General features: G+C 71.3%; 16 protein-coding genes and 2 pseudogenes. 9 read left to right on the top strand and 9 right to left on the bottom strand.

All coding sequences use genetic code 11. The features are described from left to right. Window positions 1-156: 156 nt before the first annotated feature. The 3 genes from KIT14_12545 to KIT14_12535 all read right to left on the bottom strand — a co-directional run bounded on the left by KIT14_12545 (window position 157) and on the right by KIT14_12535 (window position 1,552). Window positions 157-855 carry a site-specific integrase gene (locus KIT14_12545; GenBank protein MCW5891363.1) on the bottom strand — a complete coding sequence of 233 codons (699 nt, stop codon included), beginning with the start codon at window positions 853-855 and terminating at the stop codon, window positions 157-159. A 105-nt stretch (window positions 856-960) separates the two neighbouring features. After that, the gene (locus KIT14_12540) at window positions 961-1,281 is read right to left on the bottom strand and encodes a PIN domain-containing protein (GenBank protein MCW5891362.1); all 321 of its coding nucleotides are present in this window, start codon (window positions 1,279-1,281) and stop codon (window positions 961-963) included. A 43-nt stretch (window positions 1,282-1,324) separates the two neighbouring features. Beyond that, complete coding sequence (locus tag KIT14_12535; protein ID MCW5891361.1) at window positions 1,325-1,552, bottom strand: type II toxin-antitoxin system Phd/YefM family antitoxin; 228 nt, start codon at window positions 1,550-1,552, stop codon at window positions 1,325-1,327. A 247-nt stretch (window positions 1,553-1,799) separates the two neighbouring features. Between KIT14_12535 and KIT14_12530 the strand changes: the two genes are divergently transcribed. Continuing rightward, window positions 1,800-2,057, top strand: a complete 258-nt coding sequence (locus tag KIT14_12530) for a type II toxin-antitoxin system ParD family antitoxin (protein MCW5891360.1) — start codon at window positions 1,800-1,802, stop codon at window positions 2,055-2,057. Continuing rightward, window positions 2,054-2,340: pseudogene (locus KIT14_12525) on the top strand (type II toxin-antitoxin system RelE/ParE family toxin). Before KIT14_12530 ends, KIT14_12525 begins: the two are co-directional and overlap by 4 nt. A 42-nt stretch (window positions 2,341-2,382) precedes the next feature. Here the strand turns inward: KIT14_12525 and KIT14_12520 are convergent. The 4 genes and pseudogenes from KIT14_12520 to KIT14_12505 form a co-directional block, all read right to left on the bottom strand. Next, complete coding sequence (locus KIT14_12520; protein MCW5891359.1) at window positions 2,383-2,991, bottom strand: DUF1016 family protein; 609 nt, start codon at window positions 2,989-2,991, stop codon at window positions 2,383-2,385. Between the two features lie 341 nt (window positions 2,992-3,332). Next, a pseudogene (locus KIT14_12515) lies at window positions 3,333-3,764 on the bottom strand (GTP pyrophosphokinase). 79 nt (window positions 3,765-3,843) lie between these two features. Beyond that, window positions 3,844-4,572, bottom strand: coding sequence for a hypothetical protein (locus KIT14_12510; protein MCW5891358.1), 729 nt, complete (start codon window positions 4,570-4,572; stop codon window positions 3,844-3,846). Beyond that, the gene (locus KIT14_12505) at window positions 4,557-4,994 is read right to left on the bottom strand and encodes a hypothetical protein (protein MCW5891357.1); all 438 of its coding nucleotides are present in this window, start codon (window positions 4,992-4,994) and stop codon (window positions 4,557-4,559) included. Before KIT14_12505 ends, KIT14_12510 begins: the two co-directional genes overlap by 16 nt. A 22-nt stretch (window positions 4,995-5,016) precedes the next feature. On the opposite strand from KIT14_12505, the gene KIT14_12500 reads away from it, so the two are divergent. Then, window positions 5,017-8,631 carry a DUF3427 domain-containing protein gene (locus KIT14_12500; GenBank protein MCW5891356.1) on the top strand — a complete coding sequence of 1,205 codons (3,615 nt, stop codon included), beginning with the start codon at window positions 5,017-5,019 and terminating at the stop codon, window positions 8,629-8,631. 579 nt (window positions 8,632-9,210) lie between these two features. Here KIT14_12500 and KIT14_12495 read toward each other — a convergent pair. After that, the gene (locus tag KIT14_12495; GenBank protein MCW5891355.1) at window positions 9,211-9,705 is read right to left on the bottom strand and encodes a L,D-transpeptidase; all 495 of its coding nucleotides are present in this window, start codon (window positions 9,703-9,705) and stop codon (window positions 9,211-9,213) included. A gap of 395 nt (window positions 9,706-10,100) precedes the next feature. On the opposite strand from KIT14_12495, the gene KIT14_12490 reads away from it, so the two are divergent. Together KIT14_12490 and KIT14_12485 are read left to right on the top strand one after the other, a co-directional pair. Further along, window positions 10,101-10,772 (top strand): hypothetical protein, encoded by a 672-nt coding sequence (locus KIT14_12490; GenBank protein ID MCW5891354.1) that lies wholly within the window; start codon window positions 10,101-10,103, stop codon window positions 10,770-10,772. Window positions 10,773-10,994: 222 nt separating this feature from the next. Beyond that, window positions 10,995-12,962: an amidase gene (locus tag KIT14_12485; GenBank protein ID MCW5891353.1), complete on the top strand. Its 1,968-nt coding sequence runs from the start codon at window positions 10,995-10,997 to the stop codon at window positions 12,960-12,962. Window positions 12,963-13,051: 89 nt separating this feature from the next. On the opposite strand, the gene KIT14_12480 is transcribed toward KIT14_12485, so the two are convergent. Next, entirely contained in the window at window positions 13,052-13,252 is a 201-nt protein-coding gene (locus KIT14_12480; GenBank protein ID MCW5891352.1) for a hypothetical protein, read from the bottom strand. Window positions 13,253-13,640: 388 nt separating this feature from the next. Here KIT14_12480 and KIT14_12475 point away from each other — a divergent pair, with 388 nt between their 5' ends. From KIT14_12475 to KIT14_12460, 4 genes are all read left to right on the top strand, one after another. Further along, window positions 13,641-14,282 (top strand): hypothetical protein, encoded by a 642-nt coding sequence (locus tag KIT14_12475; protein ID MCW5891351.1) that lies wholly within the window; start codon window positions 13,641-13,643, stop codon window positions 14,280-14,282. A gap of 89 nt (window positions 14,283-14,371) precedes the next feature. Continuing rightward, entirely contained in the window at window positions 14,372-15,262 is an 891-nt protein-coding gene (locus KIT14_12470) for an SRPBCC family protein (GenBank protein ID MCW5891350.1), read from the top strand. 153 nt (window positions 15,263-15,415) lie between these two features. Further along, a complete protein-coding gene (locus KIT14_12465) occupies window positions 15,416-17,155 on the top strand; it encodes an amidase (protein ID MCW5891349.1) in 1,740 nt (579 codons plus the stop codon). A gap of 207 nt (window positions 17,156-17,362) precedes the next feature. Beyond that, window positions 17,363-18,755: hypothetical protein (locus KIT14_12460; GenBank protein ID MCW5891348.1), on the top strand; the 1,393-nt coding region annotated here is incomplete at its 3' end.

Raw genomic sequence — 18,755 nt, 5'->3', positions numbered from 1 at the left:
CCGCCGGAACCGAGCAGCAACCCACTGGCACTTTTCGTAATCAGTAGGTCGCCGGTTCGACTCCGGCGGGTGGCTCTTCAGGATTCGCGCGCTTAGGACAGGGGCAACCAGCAGAAGGACATCTGTTGTGACAGTTCCTGTGACGGTGGCGCGGGTTCAGCCCTGCGCGCCTGTGACGCTGTGACGGTGGCGATTCAGTTTGTTGGTGTCGGCCACTTCCTTGCGGTCCGACCCGTACAGCGCCGCCGTCAGGCGGATGTCATCGTGGCCCAGCAAGTCTTGGACGCGCGCCTGCGTTTCGCCCGCGTCCAGTAGCAGCGTCGCGGTCGTGTGCCGCCCTGACTTCGGCGTGAAGCCGAACGCGACGACGGGGAGGCCCGCCGCCTTTAGGACTTTCTTCATCGCCTTTGCCAGCGCGTAGACGTCGCGGGTGCCATCGGCGGGCTTCGCATACGTCGCGGGGTCTTGCTCGTTCGGGAACAGCCAGGGCAATGCGGCGGCGGCGCTGGTCGCCAGCCGCAGCTTGCCCACGTGGGGCGCCAGCACTTCCGCCAAATCGTCCGACGCGGGCACCTCACGAAGGCTCTTGCGGGACTTGGGCGGGCCGATGGTCCACGTCCCATCGGCATCGCGCACCTTTTCGCGTTCCACCTTGATGCGCAGGCGGGTCAGGTTCACGTCATCGCGCCGCAGGGCGAGTGCTTCGCCCGGGCGCATCCCCGTGCGGAACATCAGCAGGAAGACGGGGTACCACGTGAGGGCGACGCGTTCGGCGGTCGCCAGGAAGGCATCCGCCTGGTCCGCATCCAAGGACTTGCGCTTGGCAGACATGCGCATGTCGGCGTTCAGCTTCATTGCACCCGCCAAGCCCTGCAAGGGGGGGTGTGGGGAAGATGCCGTGCAGGACGGCATAGCTGCACAGGGCAGTCGTCCTCGAACCCAACGCGAACCACGACTGACCTATGACCAGATCGCGCGCTTGTAGCGCGTGTGTATCTGACGGTCCTTCGTCACCAGCGCCGCCTCGCGAAGCATGGCGTGGGCCACGATGAGCCTGTCGAATGGGTCGCGCGTCCAGGCGAGCCCGGTCGCGAGCGCTACGACGTTCGCCCAGGGCGCGTCACAGACGCGGATGCCGATCTCCTCGCGCAACGCGCCCAGCACCGCGCGCGCCGGCTGCGTGGTGCGCTTCACCTCGTAGAGATACTGCAGCTCGAGCAGCACCATCGGGGACACGAGGAGCTCGTTCCGCTCGATTGCGGCACGCGCCGGCTCCGGCACGCGATCGAGCTCGCACGAGCGACGACGTGGGTGTCGAGATACGTCACGGCTTCCATTCCTTCGACCAGTCGAGATGCACCAGGGCCTCGGGGTCGCCTTTGATGAAGCGTCGTCGCTTGAGGCGCGAGAGCCTGCTCGGCGGCTCGACCGGCACCAGCCGCACCGTGCGGCCCCGCCGCTCGATCTCTACGGGGCGACCCGACTCGAGAACCTGGTCGAGGATGCGATAGACGTTTTCGCGCAGCTTCGACGCCGTGATCCGATCGGCCATGGATCGACCGTACGGGCGCCAGCGAACGTACGTCAAGCGCAGCCTCGTACGTACGAGTCTACCGCCTGTTCATTACGGCAAGTGGCTCAGCACCCCATACTCGAACGCCGACCACGGCACCCCTGCCCCCGCCGTATCGACCTCGACCCGCCTGCCCTTCCGTGGTGTGCCGGGAGACGCTCCTGCAGCACGGCCTCCAGCCGATGCCAATCTTTGCCATCCCTCGCCACTGGGGTAGACTACCGCCGTGAACGTATCCCTGACCAAGGAGCTGGAGCAGCTCGTCAACGACAAGGTGAAGAGCGGCTTGTACCTCTCCGCCAGCGAGGTGGTCCGCGAGGCACTACGCCTTCTCGACGAGCGCGATCGCCTCAAGAGCCTCCGGATCGAAGAGCTTCGCCGCGACATCCAGGAAGGGCTCAACAGCGGCCCCTCGGCGGCCTTCGACGCTGCCGACCTGAAGCGCCGCGTTCGCAACCGAGTGAAGTCCAGCAGGCGACAATGAGCCGGGTCACGCGGCGCCCGCAGGCCGACGCTGACCTTCTCGAGATCGCCCTCTACATCGCGGAGGACGATCTCGACGCGAGCGACCGCTTGATCGACCACTTCGCTTCACGCTTCGAGTTGCTCGCAGCCCCCCCGAGATGGGACGCGCACGTCCCGAGCTCGGCCCGGCGATCCGGAGCTTCCCGGTCGGGAAGTACGTTGTCTTCTACGAGCCGATTCGGAACGGCATCGACGTGATTCGTGTCTTGAGCGGCGCTCGCGATGTCGACGCGGCTTTCTGACGCGTGATTCGAGGCCGGAGCGACCGGCATCCGCCTGCCAGCTCAGGTCGTCGATTCCGCCGCCCCTTCGACGACGGTCACGTTCAACCCCTCGTCCCACGTCCACAACGACAGCCGCGGGTTCGCCCGCACCGCGTACCGCAGCTTCGCGTCCGCATCCCGCGCGACCACCGCCCCGCGCGCCGTCTCGCCGCGCTGCGCGCACTCCTCCGAGACCCACTGGAGGTAGCGGCTCACCTGGCCCACCACCTCGTCGCCCGGGCGGCCGTGCTTCAGCTCGATCACCCACCACTCCTTGCGCTCCGGGTGATAGCCGAGGAGGTCGATCGCGTTCACCGGCGTCAGCACCTGGCGGCACGGACGGCGGTGCTTCTCCGGGTGCGCCAACTCGATGCCCAGCTCGGCAAAGGCCGTCCGCGCCCACTCGCGCACCAGACTCTCCTCGAGCGCCTTCTCCGAGAGGATCGCCGCCGTCGTCTTCGCCGTGCCCAGCGACTCGGCGCCCTCGAATCTCGACAGTGTCACGCGCGAACCGGCGGGCAGGTACCAGGCGCACAGCAGATCGAGGACCTGGGCGCGCAGCTCGGGCGACTGTGCGAGGGTCTTGAATATCCCCGCCTCCATGCGTGCAAACGCGACGTGTTTCAGCATCGTCCAGGCGCGGCCGCCGAGGTCGCGCGACGCCTCGAGCGCTCCCGTCGCGCCGTCTTTCGGGACGAGCTTCCAGAAACCGTCGGTCTCGAGGTGGCGGAACGGGTACTCGGGGGCTCCTGCCGAGCTTCCAGTCGGGGAAGAGCAGCGCGAGGAGCTGGCGGAACGCGCTCGTGAGGCCGCCGTCGAGCGCGACGTCGGGCGTGCGTATCTTGCCCTTGCCGATCAGCAGGATCACGGCGGCGACCAGCAGCGGCTTGTTGGGCTTCACCACGCCCTGGCTCCGGTCGAGCCGCAGGTGGCGGAGCATGGCGAGGAAGCTCTCGGTCGAGCTTGGCACCCTACTCCTCCTCCAGCTCCGCGAGCGCTTCGCCGTAGCGACGCTGCAGCCGCTTCCGCGTGTCCGGCTTCAGCTCCGCCACCCGCGCGGGATCGGAGTTGTCGAGCAGATCGGCCTTCTTCACGTGCCGCGCGATCGGATCGCGCTTCGCCCGCCGGATGAACGTCAGGTAGTTCGTCGCCACGCTCCTCCGGGCGCTTGGTCAGATGGTCCACCGCGACGACGACGTGCTCCGGGACGCCGAGCGCGCGGAGGTCGTCGAGGGTCGTGATCGTATCCTCTACGACGTCGTGCAGCACGGCCGCCATGCGCGCGTCATCGTCGTCGAGGCGAAGGGCTACGCGCAGCGGGGCCAGATGTACGCCCGGCCCGCCTGATCCTTGTGCCCGCGGCCCTTGTCGACGGCGGGCGCGATCGCCTCCTCGATCGTCATGCGCATCGTACAGCCCGCGGGCCGGACACCTTGCTATGAACTGCGTTGCTTCGCGAGACACCATCGCCGGCCGTTGTCCTCAGCCGCGGCCTCCTGCCCTCGACACCTCGTAGCCCAACGCCCGATACCCACGCAGGCGCTTCTCGAACATCCGCGCCAGCACCGGCACTTCGGGATCGACATAGTCGTAGATCACGACCTCCCGCTTCTCCGGATGCGAGCGGTGCAGGCGGCCGGCGTACTGCACCAGGGTGCCCTTCCAGGCGATCGGCATGGCGAGGAACAGGGTGTCGAGCCGTGCGTCGTCGAATCCTTTCCCCGCATACCTGCCGGTGGCGACCACGACCCGCTCCTCGTCGGCGGGGATCGCGGCCAGCTGCGCCAATGCCTCCCGCCGCTCACGGGCTCGGCCACCGCCGCACAACACGACGACGTGGCGTGCGAAGGCCCGCAGCTTCCCGGCCAGGAGGTCGAGGTGATCACGCCGTTCCGTCAGGACCAGCGGGCAACGCCCGGCCGCCACCGCCGAGACGATGTCGCCGAGAATCTGGTCGTTGCGCGCGCTGTCCGCGGCCAAGCTGGCGTACATGTCCTGGATGCCAACCGCGACCGCGCCCTCTTGGTGTCGGAAGGCCGTCTCCCGGCAGACGAGTCGATGCCCGAAGGGCCGCCCCCCCGCGAGTGCGCGCGCGTCGACGACGTGCCGCACGGGACCGCACTGCATGTAGATGATCGGCTGGTGGCCGTCGCGTCGGTAGGGCGTCGCCGTGAGGCCGGTCACGTAGCGCGCCTTCATCGCTGCCAGCACTCGCTCGAATCCTCCAGCCGCAGGTCCGCCCCGAGCCCCCGCAGGAGCTCGACGAGCCCTTCCGTGCATCCCCTCGGCAGGGCGATGTGGTGCGGCAGGTCCTCGGCGCATGCGATCACGCGCGGCGTGAGCGCCGTCGAGAGTCGAGCCTTCTGCCGCCGGTAGAACTCCGGATTCTGGAACGCCGCCAGTCGCTTCGCCTGGTTGAGCAGCGCCGAAGACAGGCGGCCCTTCTCGATGAACAGTCGATGCGACAGTACCGCTCGCACCTCGTCGGGGATCGGCTCGACGATCGGGTCGACCTTCGGGCGGCGCGAGGATGGAATCACCCAGGGAACGCCACCCTCGTCGTCCCCCGTGACGCTGATCGGCACGCCGACGATGCGTCCGAGCCGGCCGCCTTCTTCCGCCAACGCGTCCACCGTGGGGGGCGCGATCCGCGGGATGCCCGCCAGGAACGCCCACTGGTCCGGGAACGGCGAAAGCCGATCGTCGACGAACAGCGTGTTGCCCCGCTGCCGAGCCGCGAGCTGCAGCGGCAGCGCGATCAGGTTGCCGAATCCCCCGTCGCCGTGCGGCTCGACGCGGCGCTGGAGCTGTTCTTCATGCTGCGCCGGGTCGCGCACGCCGACCTCCTCACCGCGGCGGGCTCGGCGGCGGCGCGCGGCGCGAAGGCGAAGCGCGGGCTCGTCGCGGGGGGGCGGAAGCGAATCGCGGGCGAGGCGCACCCTCTCGGGGGCGATCCACGCGCGCAGGCTCCATGCCGAGCCGCCGAACCCACCCACACCGAGCGGTCGTAGCGCGCCCGGAGCTGCTCGTCCCTGGTCAGCAGCGCTTCGGCCGTACGTCGGGCGATTGTTCGTTCGTACGCCGGCGTACTTCGCCACGCCCGCACGCCTAGAAAGCCGCGCATCCTTGCCCTCCGCCCCGCGCCGCGCCATACGCACCCCGGTGCCCCCGCCCCTCGCCCGCGGCCTCTACGAGCGCCTCGTCACCACCTCCCTCGACGCCCTCCTCCGCACCCTCGGTGACCACGTCGACCGCGCGGCCCTCGACCCCGCCGACGCCCACCGGGTCCTCGCCCGCCACCTCGCCGCGACGTTGAGCGCCGTGCTGCGCGACGTCCCCGGCGACGGCCGCGTGCGCCTCGAGGCCCAGATCGCCCTCGCCAACGCCGTCGTGGACGCGCTACGCGCGCGCCTCGGCGCCGACCCATGGCTCGACGGCGAGCGCGTCGCCGACACCGCCGACGAGCTGCGCGCCGTAGTCGTCCGCGACGGCGTTACGGCGCCGGCGGCGCCCGAGCGTCCCGGCGTGCCGCTCGCCGTCTCGGGCCTGCTCGTGAACGGCCGCGGCGAGCACCGCATCGGCCACGAGATCCAGCGCGAGCTGGCCAGCGCCGATGCCGTCGACCTCGTCTGCGCCTTCGTGCGCTGGTACGGACTGCGCCTCCTCGAGCCGCAGCTCCGCCGCCTGCTCGACGCCGGACGCCGCCTGCGCGTCCTCACCACCGTCTACACCGGCTCGACCGAAGCCCGCGCCCTCGATGCACTCGCCGAGTGGGGCGCCGAGGTGAAGGTGTCGTACGACGTCTCGCGAACCCGGCTGCACGCCAAAGCCTGGCTGTTCCATCGCGACAGCGGCTACTCCACGGCATACATCGGCTCGTCGAACCTGTCGGCGTCGGCGCTGCTCGACGGGCTCGAGTGGAACGTGCGCCTTTCCGCCATCGAGACGCCGCACGTGCTCGACCATTTTTCCGGCACGTTCGAGGCGTACTGGAACGACCCCGAGTTCGAGCCGTACGGGCCTGCGCAGCACGAGCGTTTCGCCAGGGCCGTCGCACGCACGGCGCCCGATCCCGACACGCCGCTCGCCGGGCTCGACATCCAGCCCTATCCGTTTCAGCGCCTCATCCTGGACGCGCTCGCCGCCGAGCGCACGCTGCACGATCGCTGGAGGAACCTCGTCGTCGCCGCCACCGGCACCGGCAAGACCGTCATCGCGGCGCTCGACTACCGGCGAGTGCGCGCGGAGCTGGCACCGGCGCGCCTCCTCTTCGTCGCCCATCGCCGCGAGATCCTGCGGCAGAGCCGTGCTGTCTTCCGCGAGGTGCTGCGCGACCAGACCTTCGGCGAGCTGTGGGTGGACGGCGAGCGCCCCACCGAGGGCCGGCACGTCTTCGCATCGATCCAGACGCTGGCCAAGGCCGACCTCGCCGCCCTCGCGCCCGACGCCTTCGACGTCGTCATCGTCGACGAGGTGCACCATGCCGAGGCGACGACGTACACGACGCTCCTCGGACACCTGACGCCCCGCCTGCTCCTCGGCCTCACCGCCACCCCGGAGCGGGCCGACGGCGGCGACGTGCGACGCTTCTTCGGCGGTCGGATCGCCGCCGAGCTGCGCCTGTGGGCGGCGCTCGAGCAGCAGATACTCGCTCCCTTCCAGTACTTCGGCCTGTACGACGGCACCGACCTCTCGGCCGTGAAGTGGAGCCGCGGCGGCTACGAGCCGGCGGCGCTCGACAACGTCTACGTCCTCGGCCGCGAGAGCGCGCGCCGGCGGGTCGGCATCATCGTCGAGGCCCTCCGCCGCAAGGTGCCCGACGTCGCGGCCATGCGTGCGCTCGGGTTCTGCGTTAGCGTCCGCCACGCCGCGTTCATAGCCGCCGAGCTCACGGCGTTCGGCATCCCCGCCCTCGCCATCACCGGCGATACCGACCGCGACACCCGCGCCCGCGCCCTGCAGCAGCTGCGCGACCGGGAGGTGAACGTGCTCTTCACCGTCGACCTCTTCAACGAGGGCATCGACGTACCCGAGGTCGACACGCTCCTCCTGCTGCGCCCGACGGAGAGCGCCACCGTCTTCCTGCAGCAGCTCGGCCGCGGGCTGCGTCGCGCCGAGGGCAAGGTCTGCTGCACCGTCCTCGACTTCATTGGCCGCCCGAGCCGGCAGTTCCGCTTCGACGTCCGCTATCGCGCCCTCGCCGGCGGATCGCCGCGCGAGGTGAAGCGGAAGGTCGACGAGGGCTTTCCGGTGCTGCCGCCCGGCTGCGCCATCGATCTCGACCGCGAGGCGGCCGCGCTCGTGCTGGAGAACGTCCGCGACTCGATCGGCATGAGCCGCAGGCGGCTCGTCGAGGCCCTGCGCGACTGCGGCAGCGACGCTTCCCTCGTCGAGTTCCTCGCGTGGTCCGGCCTCGAGCCGGGCGACCTCTATCGCAAGCTCGGCAGCCGCTGGCTCGGATGGACGGCGCTGCGCCGCGAAGCGGGCATGGTCGCCGAGGCGCCGAGCGAGTGGGAGGCAGCGCTCGCCATCGGCGTCGCGCGCCTCGTCCACCTCGACGACGACGTGCGGCTCGCGGCAGCGCGGCGGCTGTTCGCGACCCTCGCCCCGAGCGGCGACCGCATCGACACGATGCTCCACTTCCTGCTCTGGGGCGGTGCCGGCGCCCAGATCGATGTGGCCGAGGGCCTGCGTCGCGTGGCGGCGTCGGCGCCGGTGCTCGACGAGATCCGCCAGCTCCTGCCGCTCGTCGAGGACCGCACCGACCACCTCACCTGGCCCCTCGAGCTGGACGTGCCGCTTCGCACCCACGCCGCCTACACGCTCGACGAGATCCTGGCCGCGCTCGACCGTCATCGGCCGGGCCAGCGCTACGCGCGCCACCAGGCCGGCGTGCTCTTCGACTCGGCGCTCGACGCCGACGTCTTCTTCGTCACCACCAACAAGTCGGAGCGCGACTACTCACCGACGACGATGTACCGCGACTATGCGATCTCCCCCGACCTCTTCCACTGGGAGTCGCAGAGCACGACCGCCGCCGCCTCGGCGGCGGGCCAGCGCTACCGGCACCACCGCACGCGCGGCTCGCACGTGCTGCTCTTCGTGCGTCGCGACCGCACGGACGAGCGCGGGCTCGCGGCGCCCTACCGGTGCCTCGGGCTCGCCGACTATGTGCGCCACGAGGGCGAGCGCCCGATGGCGATCACCTGGCGCCTTCGCCGTCCGATGCCGGCGGCGTTCTACCTGGACGCGCGGCTCGCGGCGGCGTGACGCGCGCCCCACGAACGCCGAAGGGCGGTCACCCTGTGGTGACCGCCCTTCGGTTGTTGCTCTAGCCTGCTACCTCATCCACCGCGCCGCTCGGACGGCGGCGGAGGCGGCGGAGGCGGCGGAGGCGCGGGACGCGGCGGCGGCGGCGGCGCCGGCGGCTCCTCGCACACGGCGTTCGCGATCGCCCAACCGGCGGCGCCACCGGCCACGAGGCCTGCGAGGCCCGTTCCGGCCATGCGCCAGTTCAGGCTGCCGCCGTCCACGTCATCGCGGAACCCGTAGTAGGCACCCAGGGTGCCCGCCGTTCCGCCGATGAACGCGCCCGTTCCCGTCCCCACGGCAATGCACGCGTCTCGGTCCATGCCCGAGCAGCCCGTGAGAGCTGCGAGGGCTGCCACTGCTACTGCCCTTCTTACGTTCATTCACGCTTCCCCTTTCGGCACCACTGATTTCGGGAGCCTCCTGGCTCCTACCTAAGCGCCGCTCTCGTGCCCTTCGCTAACTGGCGTGGCGAATAGTTCAATAACGCATCGTCATCAAGCCCGCTTCCCTTGAATGGGGCGGATGTCAGGCTCTTGACTAGGGCTCGACGATGACCGTCGTGCCGATGCTGACCTTGCTGAAGACCTTCACCACGTCTTCGTTCTTCATCCGGACGCATCCATGGCTCACCGCCTGCCCGAGCAGCTCGGGCCGTGGCGTGCCGTGGAAACCGATCTCCCAGCCGTGTGCGGATGCGAACCCGATCCAGCGCAGACCGAGCGGGTTCTTCGGCCCCGGTGGGATGCGCCCGAGCGTCTTCTCCGGGTTCTTCCAATCGAAGACGACCCAGTCCGGGTTCTCCACCATCTCGTTTATGCGGAACTTGCCGACCGGTGTCAGATACGGATGTTTCCCGATTGCCACCGGAAACGACTCCCCCTGCTTCCCCTCCTCCTCGACCAGGTACACCCGGCGCTCCCCCAGCTTCAGCACGAGGTGGGGATAGCCTGGCCCCGGATCCTGCACGACCGCGGGCGGGGGCGGCGGCGGAGGGGGACCCTCGAACAGCGAGCAGCCCGCAGCCCCCGACATCACCACCAGCGTCGCGATCACCGTCAACGCGCGCCTCGACCGAAACCCCCGAGTTCCGGCTCTCGGCAGTGGGTTGGGTACGCTCAACGCAACCATCGCGAAGCTGTATGCCGAAAATCCCCACGCTTTTCTAATGTCACCCGGGGGCGTCCCCGGCGCTTCGAAGGGCCCGGGCGCGATAGCCTTCCCATACCCCGTCCGGCGGATTCGGCTACCCCTGTCGATGCCGAAGATGCGGGGCCGGAGACGGGCGCGACGCGGAAGCGGTCCCTCGCCCGTCGCGGGACGACCGCCCCGGCCGGGTCCCCGCGCACCACCACCGGTAGACAAATCTGTCTGGCATGCATGGGGGCATTGGGTTATGACTGACACCTCCCCGACGGAAGGAGCCCTGCATGTCGCCAGCCCGCGTGCTCGCCCTCGCCCTGTGTCTGGCGGCGTTCGCCGGCGGCATGCCGACGCGCGCCCATGCAGACGCCGGCGGCGGCGATCCCCTCGACTGCAGCGACGGCAACCCCTGCAACGGCACCGAGGTCTACGACGCCGCCACCGCCGCGTGCATCGACGGTCCCGAGCGCCCGTGTCTCACGGGGGGCCGCAGCCCGACCGCCGCCTGCGTGGGGGAATGGTACGTCGACGCGCCGCTGCCGTCCGAGCTGCTGAAGACGATCGGCGTCACCTGCGACGAGGGCGATCCGCGCTGCGACCACGACGCCGATCCCACCACGTGCACCTTCCACGTCGCCATCTGCGTCGCGGTCGCCGACCCGCGCCTCCCCGCCTGCGTCGCCGCACCCGTCGCCGCCTACGCCCTGCCGCGCTCGACGCTGCGCAAGGCGCCGCTCGCCGCGCTGGCGCTCCTCTCCGCGCTCGCCGCGCTGCCCGGCGCGCGCGTCGTCGGACCGTACGGCAACGACGTGCGCTTCGAGCCCGTGATCGCGACGGCCAACTGCACCGCGCTCGCCGCGCTGCCCGTGCCCGCCGGCAAGCGGCTCGCGCTGAAGGGCAAGCTCACGACCGCCGGCGGCCGCCCCGACCGCGATCGATTGAAGCTCGCCTGCCGCTGACGCGCGGCGCCACCTTCCGCTGCCCACACAACGGGCGGCATCGCGCCGTTCGTGCGGGCACTGCGCAGCCGTGTGCGCACGAAGCGTCCGCCGTGCGTGACGCCGTCACCGGCACGCGTCTTGCCCTGCGGCTCGCGTCCGAATCACTCGAACTGCGAGGTATAGATGACTGGAACCGTACGACGAATTCGTCACCTGGCCGCGGGCGCCGCGATCGCCGCGATGCTGATACCGGCCCTCCCGGCCGACTTCTCGCCCCTCGCTCCAGCCGTCGCCGAGGCCAAGCGCCCGCCGCGGCCGAAGCGCCCGCCGCGCAGCCGCAAGTTCCACCTCCTCGAGACCACGATCCCGGAGATCCACAAGGCCCTCAAGAACCGCGAGATCACCTGCGTCGAGCTGGTCGAGATGTACCTCGACCGCATCGACGCCTACAACGGCGTCTGCGTCGACCAGCCGCAGGGCAAGCTCGGCTTCATCACCGCCAAGCCGCACGCCGGGCAGATCAACGCGCTCATGACGCTGAACCTGCGTCCGGCCAACCGGGCCATCTGGGGCTTCGACCAGGAGAAGGCGCGCTCGCTCACCGACCTCGCCGACAACAACCAGGGCATGCCCGACGCGCTCGAGACCGCGGCGGCGCTCGATCAGTACATGGCGAAGACCGGCAAGCTGTGGGGGCCGCTCCACTGCGTGCCGATGGCCATCAAAGACCAGTTCGACACCTTCGACATGCGTACCACGGCAGGCATGATCGCCGGCTACGCCAACGACCGCCCGCCGGACGACGCCACCTTCGTGCTGCGCCTGCGCCAGGCCGGCGCGATCATCCTCGCCAAGGCGAACATGGGTGAGATGGCCGCGGGCCAGCCGCGCAGCTCGTTCGGCGGTGTGCTGTGCAACCCCTACGCGACCGACCGCAACCCCGGCCACTCGAGCGGCGGCTCCGCGACCTCGGTCGCCGCCAACCTCGTCACCTGCGCCATCGGCGAGGAGACCGGCGGCTCGATCCTCCACCCGACGAAGAACAACAACATCTACGGTCTCGTGCCCACGCAGGAAACGATCAGCCGTGACGGCATGATCGACGCCAGCATGGTGACGCGCCTCGGCCCGATGTGCCGCACCGTCGAGGACACCGCACGCGTGTTCGACGTCATCGTCGGCTACGATCCGAAGGACGAGCTGACGGCGTTCAGCGTCGGCCGCCTGCCCGAGAAGCCGTACTACGACTACACGAACCCGAAGAACCTGAAGGGCATGCGCATCGGCGTGCTGCGCGAGTACATGGACCCGTCGCTGTGGAACCAGGCCGACGTCGAGTCCATCCAGATCCAGAGCGCCGCCATCAAGACGCTCGCCGCCACCGGCGCGACCCTGGTCGATCCCGGCGAGGGCGGTGCCCTCCTCCAGGACTGCATCAACGAGCTGGCGCCGTTCTACCGCAACTCGCTCTTCACCGCGCAGTTCCCGGCCGCGTTCCCGGCCGGCGCGAACCACATCAATACGCTGCTCGACATGTGGTTCGACCCCTCGCTCGTGCCGTCGGGCATGAGCGCGCGCAGCATCGGCGGCGCGACCACGTCTGGCCAGGGCACCTACATGCTGACGCGCTATCTGCGCGAGCGCGGCGACGCCGCCATCCAGACCATCACCGACCTCGCGAACAAGTCGCAGTACTACACCGACATCCGCCCGCAGGTGAACTTCGGCGACCGCAAGGCCGCCCTTCTCTCCGATGCGGGCGGGACCACGATGAGCCTCGCCAACTATTTCGAAAACCGCTTCGCGTACCAGGTGATCGTCATGCAGTGCATGGCGCGCATGAAGCTCGACGCGATGGTATCGTCGTGCGGCACCGTGCCGCCCTACGTCCTCGGCATGCCGCCCGAGCCGACGCTCAACAACCGCGGCTCGTCGGCGATCAACACGCTCGGCCAGCAGGGCCTGCCGATGCTCGGCATGCCGGCGGGCTTCACCACCTACGCCTACGACCGCATCTTCGATGCCAGCGCTCCGGGTGGGACGAGGCAGATCGGCCCGATCCCGGTGAAGCTCCCGGCGGCGATCATGCTGATCGGCCGACCGTTCTCCGAGCCGACGCTGTTCACCATCGCGGCGGCCTACGAGAAGCAGAACCCCGGGCTGCGCGTGCCGCCCCCGGACTTCGGCCCGCTGCCCGGCGAGCCGTGACCCGCGTTCGCCCGCCTGAGCGGACGCGCTTCCCCGACGCGCGCCCGGCGACTCGCCACGGTCGCCGGGCGCGCGCGCGTTCGGGCTTCCTACTCGAGCCGCTCGACGTTGGGTCCGCTGGGCGTGTCGTTCGCGGCCCCTGAGGCGATGCCGTCGCCGTCCTGGGTGCGAATGCCGCGGCGACCCTTGTGCACCGTCGACTCCTCCGGCGACACGATCGAGACGCGCACTCGCGGCGCCTCGCGCGCCGGCGGCTCCGGCAGCGTCGTCGGGCGCGCGCGGCCGAGCACGTTCGGGTTCGCGGCGGGGGCGTCGGCGGCGCCGGACGGCGCCGCGCCGGACGCCTGCCGCCGGGCTGCCGCTCTCGGCGTCCGGCGCGACACCCGTCGGCGTCGCGACTGCGCCTGGGGTAAGGGGCGGCGCCGGCCGCACCTGGCCGCGGACCGGCGCGACCGGCGCGCCGTTCGCGGCCGGCGGCGCAGGCCCGCCGTTGGGCGCCACCACCTGCGCCGTCGCCGAGACGGCTGCCAGCGCGAGCACGACGCCCGCATGACCGAAGCGGAGTCGCATGTCCTCCGGCTACCCGACGCGCGCATCCTGTCAACCCCACCCGCGCGCCGACGGGGGTTCCCGCAGCGCAGGGGTTCCCGCAGCGCACGAGCTCGCTATGACGAACGCATGCGACACGCCGCCTCGCTCCTCGGGGCCGTGCTCCTCGCCGCGGCCCTTCCCGCCGCCGCGGTTGCACAGACGATCGACGGAACCGTCTGCTACAAGGCGAGGGACACCGCCCCCAGAGGCACCTACGACGTCACCTTCCTCGGCCAGACCTGCCGCGTGAAGACGCCGGCGAAGCTGGCCTGCCTCACCGAGCGCGACGCCGCCGTCACGCCGGCGCCGCCTGCGAGCTCGACGCTCGATCCGGCACCGACGCTGCTCTGCTACCGTGCCCGCTGCCGCCCGCCCGCGGTCCGACCGGCGACGCTGGCGGACGCCTTCGGCGTACGCGGCGTCACGCTGCGCGCTGGCCGCTTCCTCTGCCTGCCGGCCGGCGGCGCCGAGACCATCACCACCACGACGACCGTCCCCGGCAGCGTCACCACGACGACGCGCCCGGCGAACACCTGCGGCTTCGAGGACCGCATGTGCGGCGGCTCATGCCCGAACCGCAACCAACGCTGCTCCTTCGCGGGCGGCGAGTGCAAATGTCTCGGCACGTCGTGCGGCGACGCCGGCGCGCCGTCGTGCAACGGCTACTGCGCGGCCGACCAGGCGTGCCTCTTCGCGCTCACCGGCTGCCGCTGCGTGGACATTCCCTGAGGCACCGCATGCACGTCATGACACCCTGAACCGTCGCGCCCGAGCGCAGCAGCCGCCTGCCGCGCCGGGCGTCACGAGGAGTCGCTCCCATGGCATCGCCCACCCGCACCCACGACACCATCGCGCACGGGCTCACGGTGCTCGGCGCCAAGCTCTCCGCCGCCGGCGTCGACCGCGACGCGCTCGACGCCGCCCAGCGCGAGCTGCGCGCGATCGCCGAGCGCGTGCGCCGCCTCGCCGCGACCGCGGTCCCGGCCGGCGCGGAGCTCGCGAGCCGCGCCCTCGCCTCCGCGAAGCCCCTCGGCGACGAGGTCGTCGACCGCGTCGGCAGCGTCACGCGGCCGCTGCGCGACGAGATGCTGGGACGGCTCGCCGGGCGTGCCGCCGCCGGCACGCTCGTGACGCGCGGCCTCCAGATGGTCGCGCGCAACCGCGTCGCCGCCGCCGCCGCGGCGGTGGCGGGGGTCGCCGCGATCACGATGCTGGCCCGCCGCCGGCGTGCGCCGGCCGACGCCGAAGCGCCGGTGGTCGCGAGCGTCACGATCGCCCGCCCGCAGGGCGACGTCTACCGCTTCTGGCGCGCGCTCGAGAACGTGCCCCGCTTCATGGACCGCATCGCCGCGGTCCGGGAGACCGGCGACCGGCGCTCGCACTGGACGGCGAAGGCGCCGGCGGGAACCACGCTCGAATGGGACGCCGAGATCACCGCCGACGCGCGCGACGAGCGCATCGCGTGGCGCTCGCTCGACGGGGCCGACGTCGACAGCCACGGCAGCGTGGGCTTCACGCCGACCTCGGACGGTCGCGGTACCGTCGTGCGCGTCGAGCTCGCCTATCGCCCGCCGGCCGGCGCCGCCGGCGTGCTGGTCGCGCGGCTCCTCGGCCAGGATGCGGAGCGGCAGCTGCGCGCCGACCTGCGCCGTCTCGCGCAGCTGCTCGAGGCCGGCGAGCTCGCGACCAATCGCGGCCGCGTGTCCTGATGCCGCCACGCTTCCCGCGCTGCTCCGCACGGCAGTGCGTTGCCCACGCGGCTCGCAGCGCGGCGGCGCCGGCCGCGGGCGCGCCGGTGCAGCGAGGGCCGCGCATGGCATGGCTCCTGCTCCCCGCCCGCCGGGGGGAGAACGGAGCTTGTCATGTACGTAGACTCAGGCGGCCGCCGCGTGCGGCTGCGCGGAGCGCTGATGCTGGCGCTCGCGCTGTCCGCGACCGTCGCGCGTGCGGCCACCTTCGATCCGATCGAAGCCAGCATCGACGACCTCCAGGAGGCGTACAAGAAACGCAAGGTCACCGCCGTGTCGGTGGTGAAGCGCTATCTCGGACGCATCGACAAGCAGGACGTCAAAGGCGCCAAGATCAACTCGGTCATCGTCAACCCGAACGCGCTCGCCGAGGCGGCGGAGGCCGATCGCCTGCGCAAGGCCGGCATCGTGCTGGGTCCGCTCCACGGCGTGCCCTTCATCGTGAAGGACTCGTACGCCGTGAAGGGGATGCCGACGACGAACGGCATCGCCGCCTGGAAGGCGCTGGTCGCCACCGACGACGCCGTCAACGTGAAGCTGCTGCGCCAGGCCGGCGCCATCATCATCGGCAAGGCGAACATGTCGACCTTCGCCTTCTCGTACGACGGCATCAGCGAGGCCTGGGGTCCGGTGAAGAACCCGTTCAATCCGAACCGCACGCCGGGCGGCTCGAGCTCGGGCACCGGCGCCGCCGTCGGCGCCAACTTCGCGATGATCGGCATGGGCGGCGAGACCGGCGGCTCCATCCGCATCCCGTCGGACTACAACGGGCTCGTCGGCCTGAAGCCCACGCTCGGCCTCATCCCGGCGAACGGCTGCGTGCCGCTGCTGCCGTCGCGCGACGTCATCGGCCCGATCGCGAAGAGCGTGAAGGACGTCGCCTATGCGATGGACGTCCTCGCGCAGGTCGACCCGAACGACGCCTTCCAGCCGGAGTTCCTCTGGGAGCCGACGCCCGAGCAGCCGTCGCGCCGGCCGCCGACGTACCTGGCGTTCCTCGACGAGCACGCGCTCGAGGGCAAGGTGCTCGGCGTGCTGAAGCCGTACATCGGCAAGGGCACGCCGGATCTCGGCAGCGCCCTGCCGCTCCACCCCGAGGTCGAGGCGCTGTTCGAGGAGGCGCTGCTCGATCTCGAGGACCAGGGCGCGACGCTCGTCGAGGTGACGCCGCCGGCGCACACGCTCTACTTCGTCGACCAGGCGCTCAACACGCCCGCCTGGGCGGCGCTCGGCTTCCCGCCCGACTTCGTCACCTCGTTCGGGGTGACGGATCCCGGCCTCGGCAACGCGGTCTACTACTACGACCAGTTCTTCCGGCACTTCGCGCCGCCGCCGTACACCTCGCTGCCGGCCGCGGCGTCCATCATGCCGACCGACCCCGGCTTCTCCTTCTTCTCCGACCTGCTGCTCGCCGCCTACGCCGGCGGCAACGTGGTGCCGAACTCGGCGCCGGTGGCGCAGCAGTACTACGCCGCGATCAGGAAGCTGCGCGAGCAGTACCTCGACGCCTGGATGGCGGAGATGGGCATCGACGCCCTGGTCGCGCCGACCTCGACCGTGCCGGCGTTCAAGCAGCTCGACGATCCGGGCGTCGGCCAGTACGGCGACAACCTCGCCGCCCGCTTCGAGAGCAACACGCTCGGCCTGCCGGCGATCACGGTGCCGATGGGCTTCTACCCGAACGGCGTGCCCGGCACGCTCCAGTTCATCGGCAGCTTCTACGGCGAGGGCGAGATCATCGGCTACGCCTACGACTACGAGCAGGCGACGCTGCACCGCACCAAGCCGAAGCTCCGCGCCGCGCGTCGCATCCGCGAGTGCAAGGGGCTGAAGAACGGCAAGTGCGCCAAGTGACGTGAGGCGAGCACGCCCGGAGAAGGCGAAGACGTCCTCCTGCTCGGGGCCGACGAGTGCCATGGCCATGCCCCGCACCCGCGCCGCGCGACCGCGCAAAGCGGGATTGCCGTGCGGGCGGCGCACGGTGCGACGCGCCATACGCGCCGGCCCATGTCTACAGAGGTCCGCGCGTAACCACTCGCGACGACCGCTGTTGCGGGGACCATGTCCCGTCTCGTCCGCTGCGGTCCGGTCGTGCTCGCCGTCGCCGTCGCACTCGCCGCCCCGTCGCCCGTCCGCGCCCAGCCTGCGCGCAGCGAGGGGCCGACGCCGCCGCGGCTCGCCCGCGCCGACGGTACGGTCTCCTTCTGGCGCACGGGCGCCGAGGACTGGGCGCCCGCGCAGGTGAATACCCCGCTCGCCGCGGGCGACCGTCTGTACGCCAGCGGGCGATCGCAGTTCGAGATCGAGTTGGCGGCGCGCGCCGTGGTGCGCGGCGGCGCCGACACCGAGGTCGCCGTCGCGTCGCTCGAGACCGGCTACCTCCAGCTCGAGGTCACCTCGGGCCAGGCCGCGCTCGACTTCCAGCGTCTGCCGGAGGGCCAGCGCGTCGAGGTCGACACGCCGAACGGCGTCTTCCTGATCGACCGCGCCGGCTACTACCGCGTCGACGTGACCAGCGAGACGCGCTTCGTCGTCCGCCGGGGCGGCGAAGCCTACGTCGTCCCCGCCGGCGGCGCCGAGACGCCGCTCGGCGACGGCCGTCAGATCGTCCTCAGCGGCAGCGATCCCGCCCGGGTCGCGCTCGCCGCGGCGCCGGCGCCCGACGCCTTCGACGCGTGGAACGACGCCCGCTTCGCCGCCCTCCCGGCGCAGCCGCGCAGCACACAGCACGTCGCCGCCAGCGTCGCCGGTGCCGACGACCTCGATCGCTACGGCACCTGGGAGTCCAGCGCCGACTACGGCCAGGTGTGGGTGCCGCAGGACGTCGGCCCCGACTGGGCGCCCTACACGACGGGCCGCTGGGTCTACGACCCGTACTACGATTGGACCTGGGTCGACGACGCGCCGTGGGGCTGGGCACCCTATCACTATGGGCGCTGGGTCAACACGGGCGCGTACTGGGGCTGGGCGCCGGGTCCCGTCGTCGCGCGCCCCGTCTATGCGCCGGCGCTGGTGGGATTCGTCGGCGGCTACGGCTACGGCGGGGGCGTCGGCGTGTCGGTGGACGTCGCCTCGCCGATCGGGTGGGTGGCGCTCGCCTTCGGTGAGCCCTGCCTGCCCTGGTGGGGTCCGCTCGGCTTTCGCGGCAGACCATGGTGGGGAGGCTGGGGCGGGCCACGCTACGTCAACAACATCTATATCGACAACCGCCGCATCGTGAACGTCGACCGCATCGACGGCTGGCGGAACGCGCGCTACCGCAACGCCGTCTCCGCCGTTCGCGGCGACCGCTTCGGCCGCGGGCGCGGCGACCGCCTGCACCTGCGCGAGGACGAGCGCCGCCGCCTGCGGCCGCTGCGCGACCTGCGCGTCCGCCCCGAACGCGCGAGCCTCGTCGCACGCGACGGACGCGGCGTGCGGCCGCCCGAGCGCATCCGCAACCGTGCGGTGACCC

The sequence above is a fragment of the bacterium genome, assembly GCA_026129405.1.
Lineage (GTDB): Bacteria > Desulfobacterota > Binatia > DP-6 > DP-6 > JAHCID01.
This window is presented reverse-complemented; position numbering and strand designations above follow the sequence as displayed.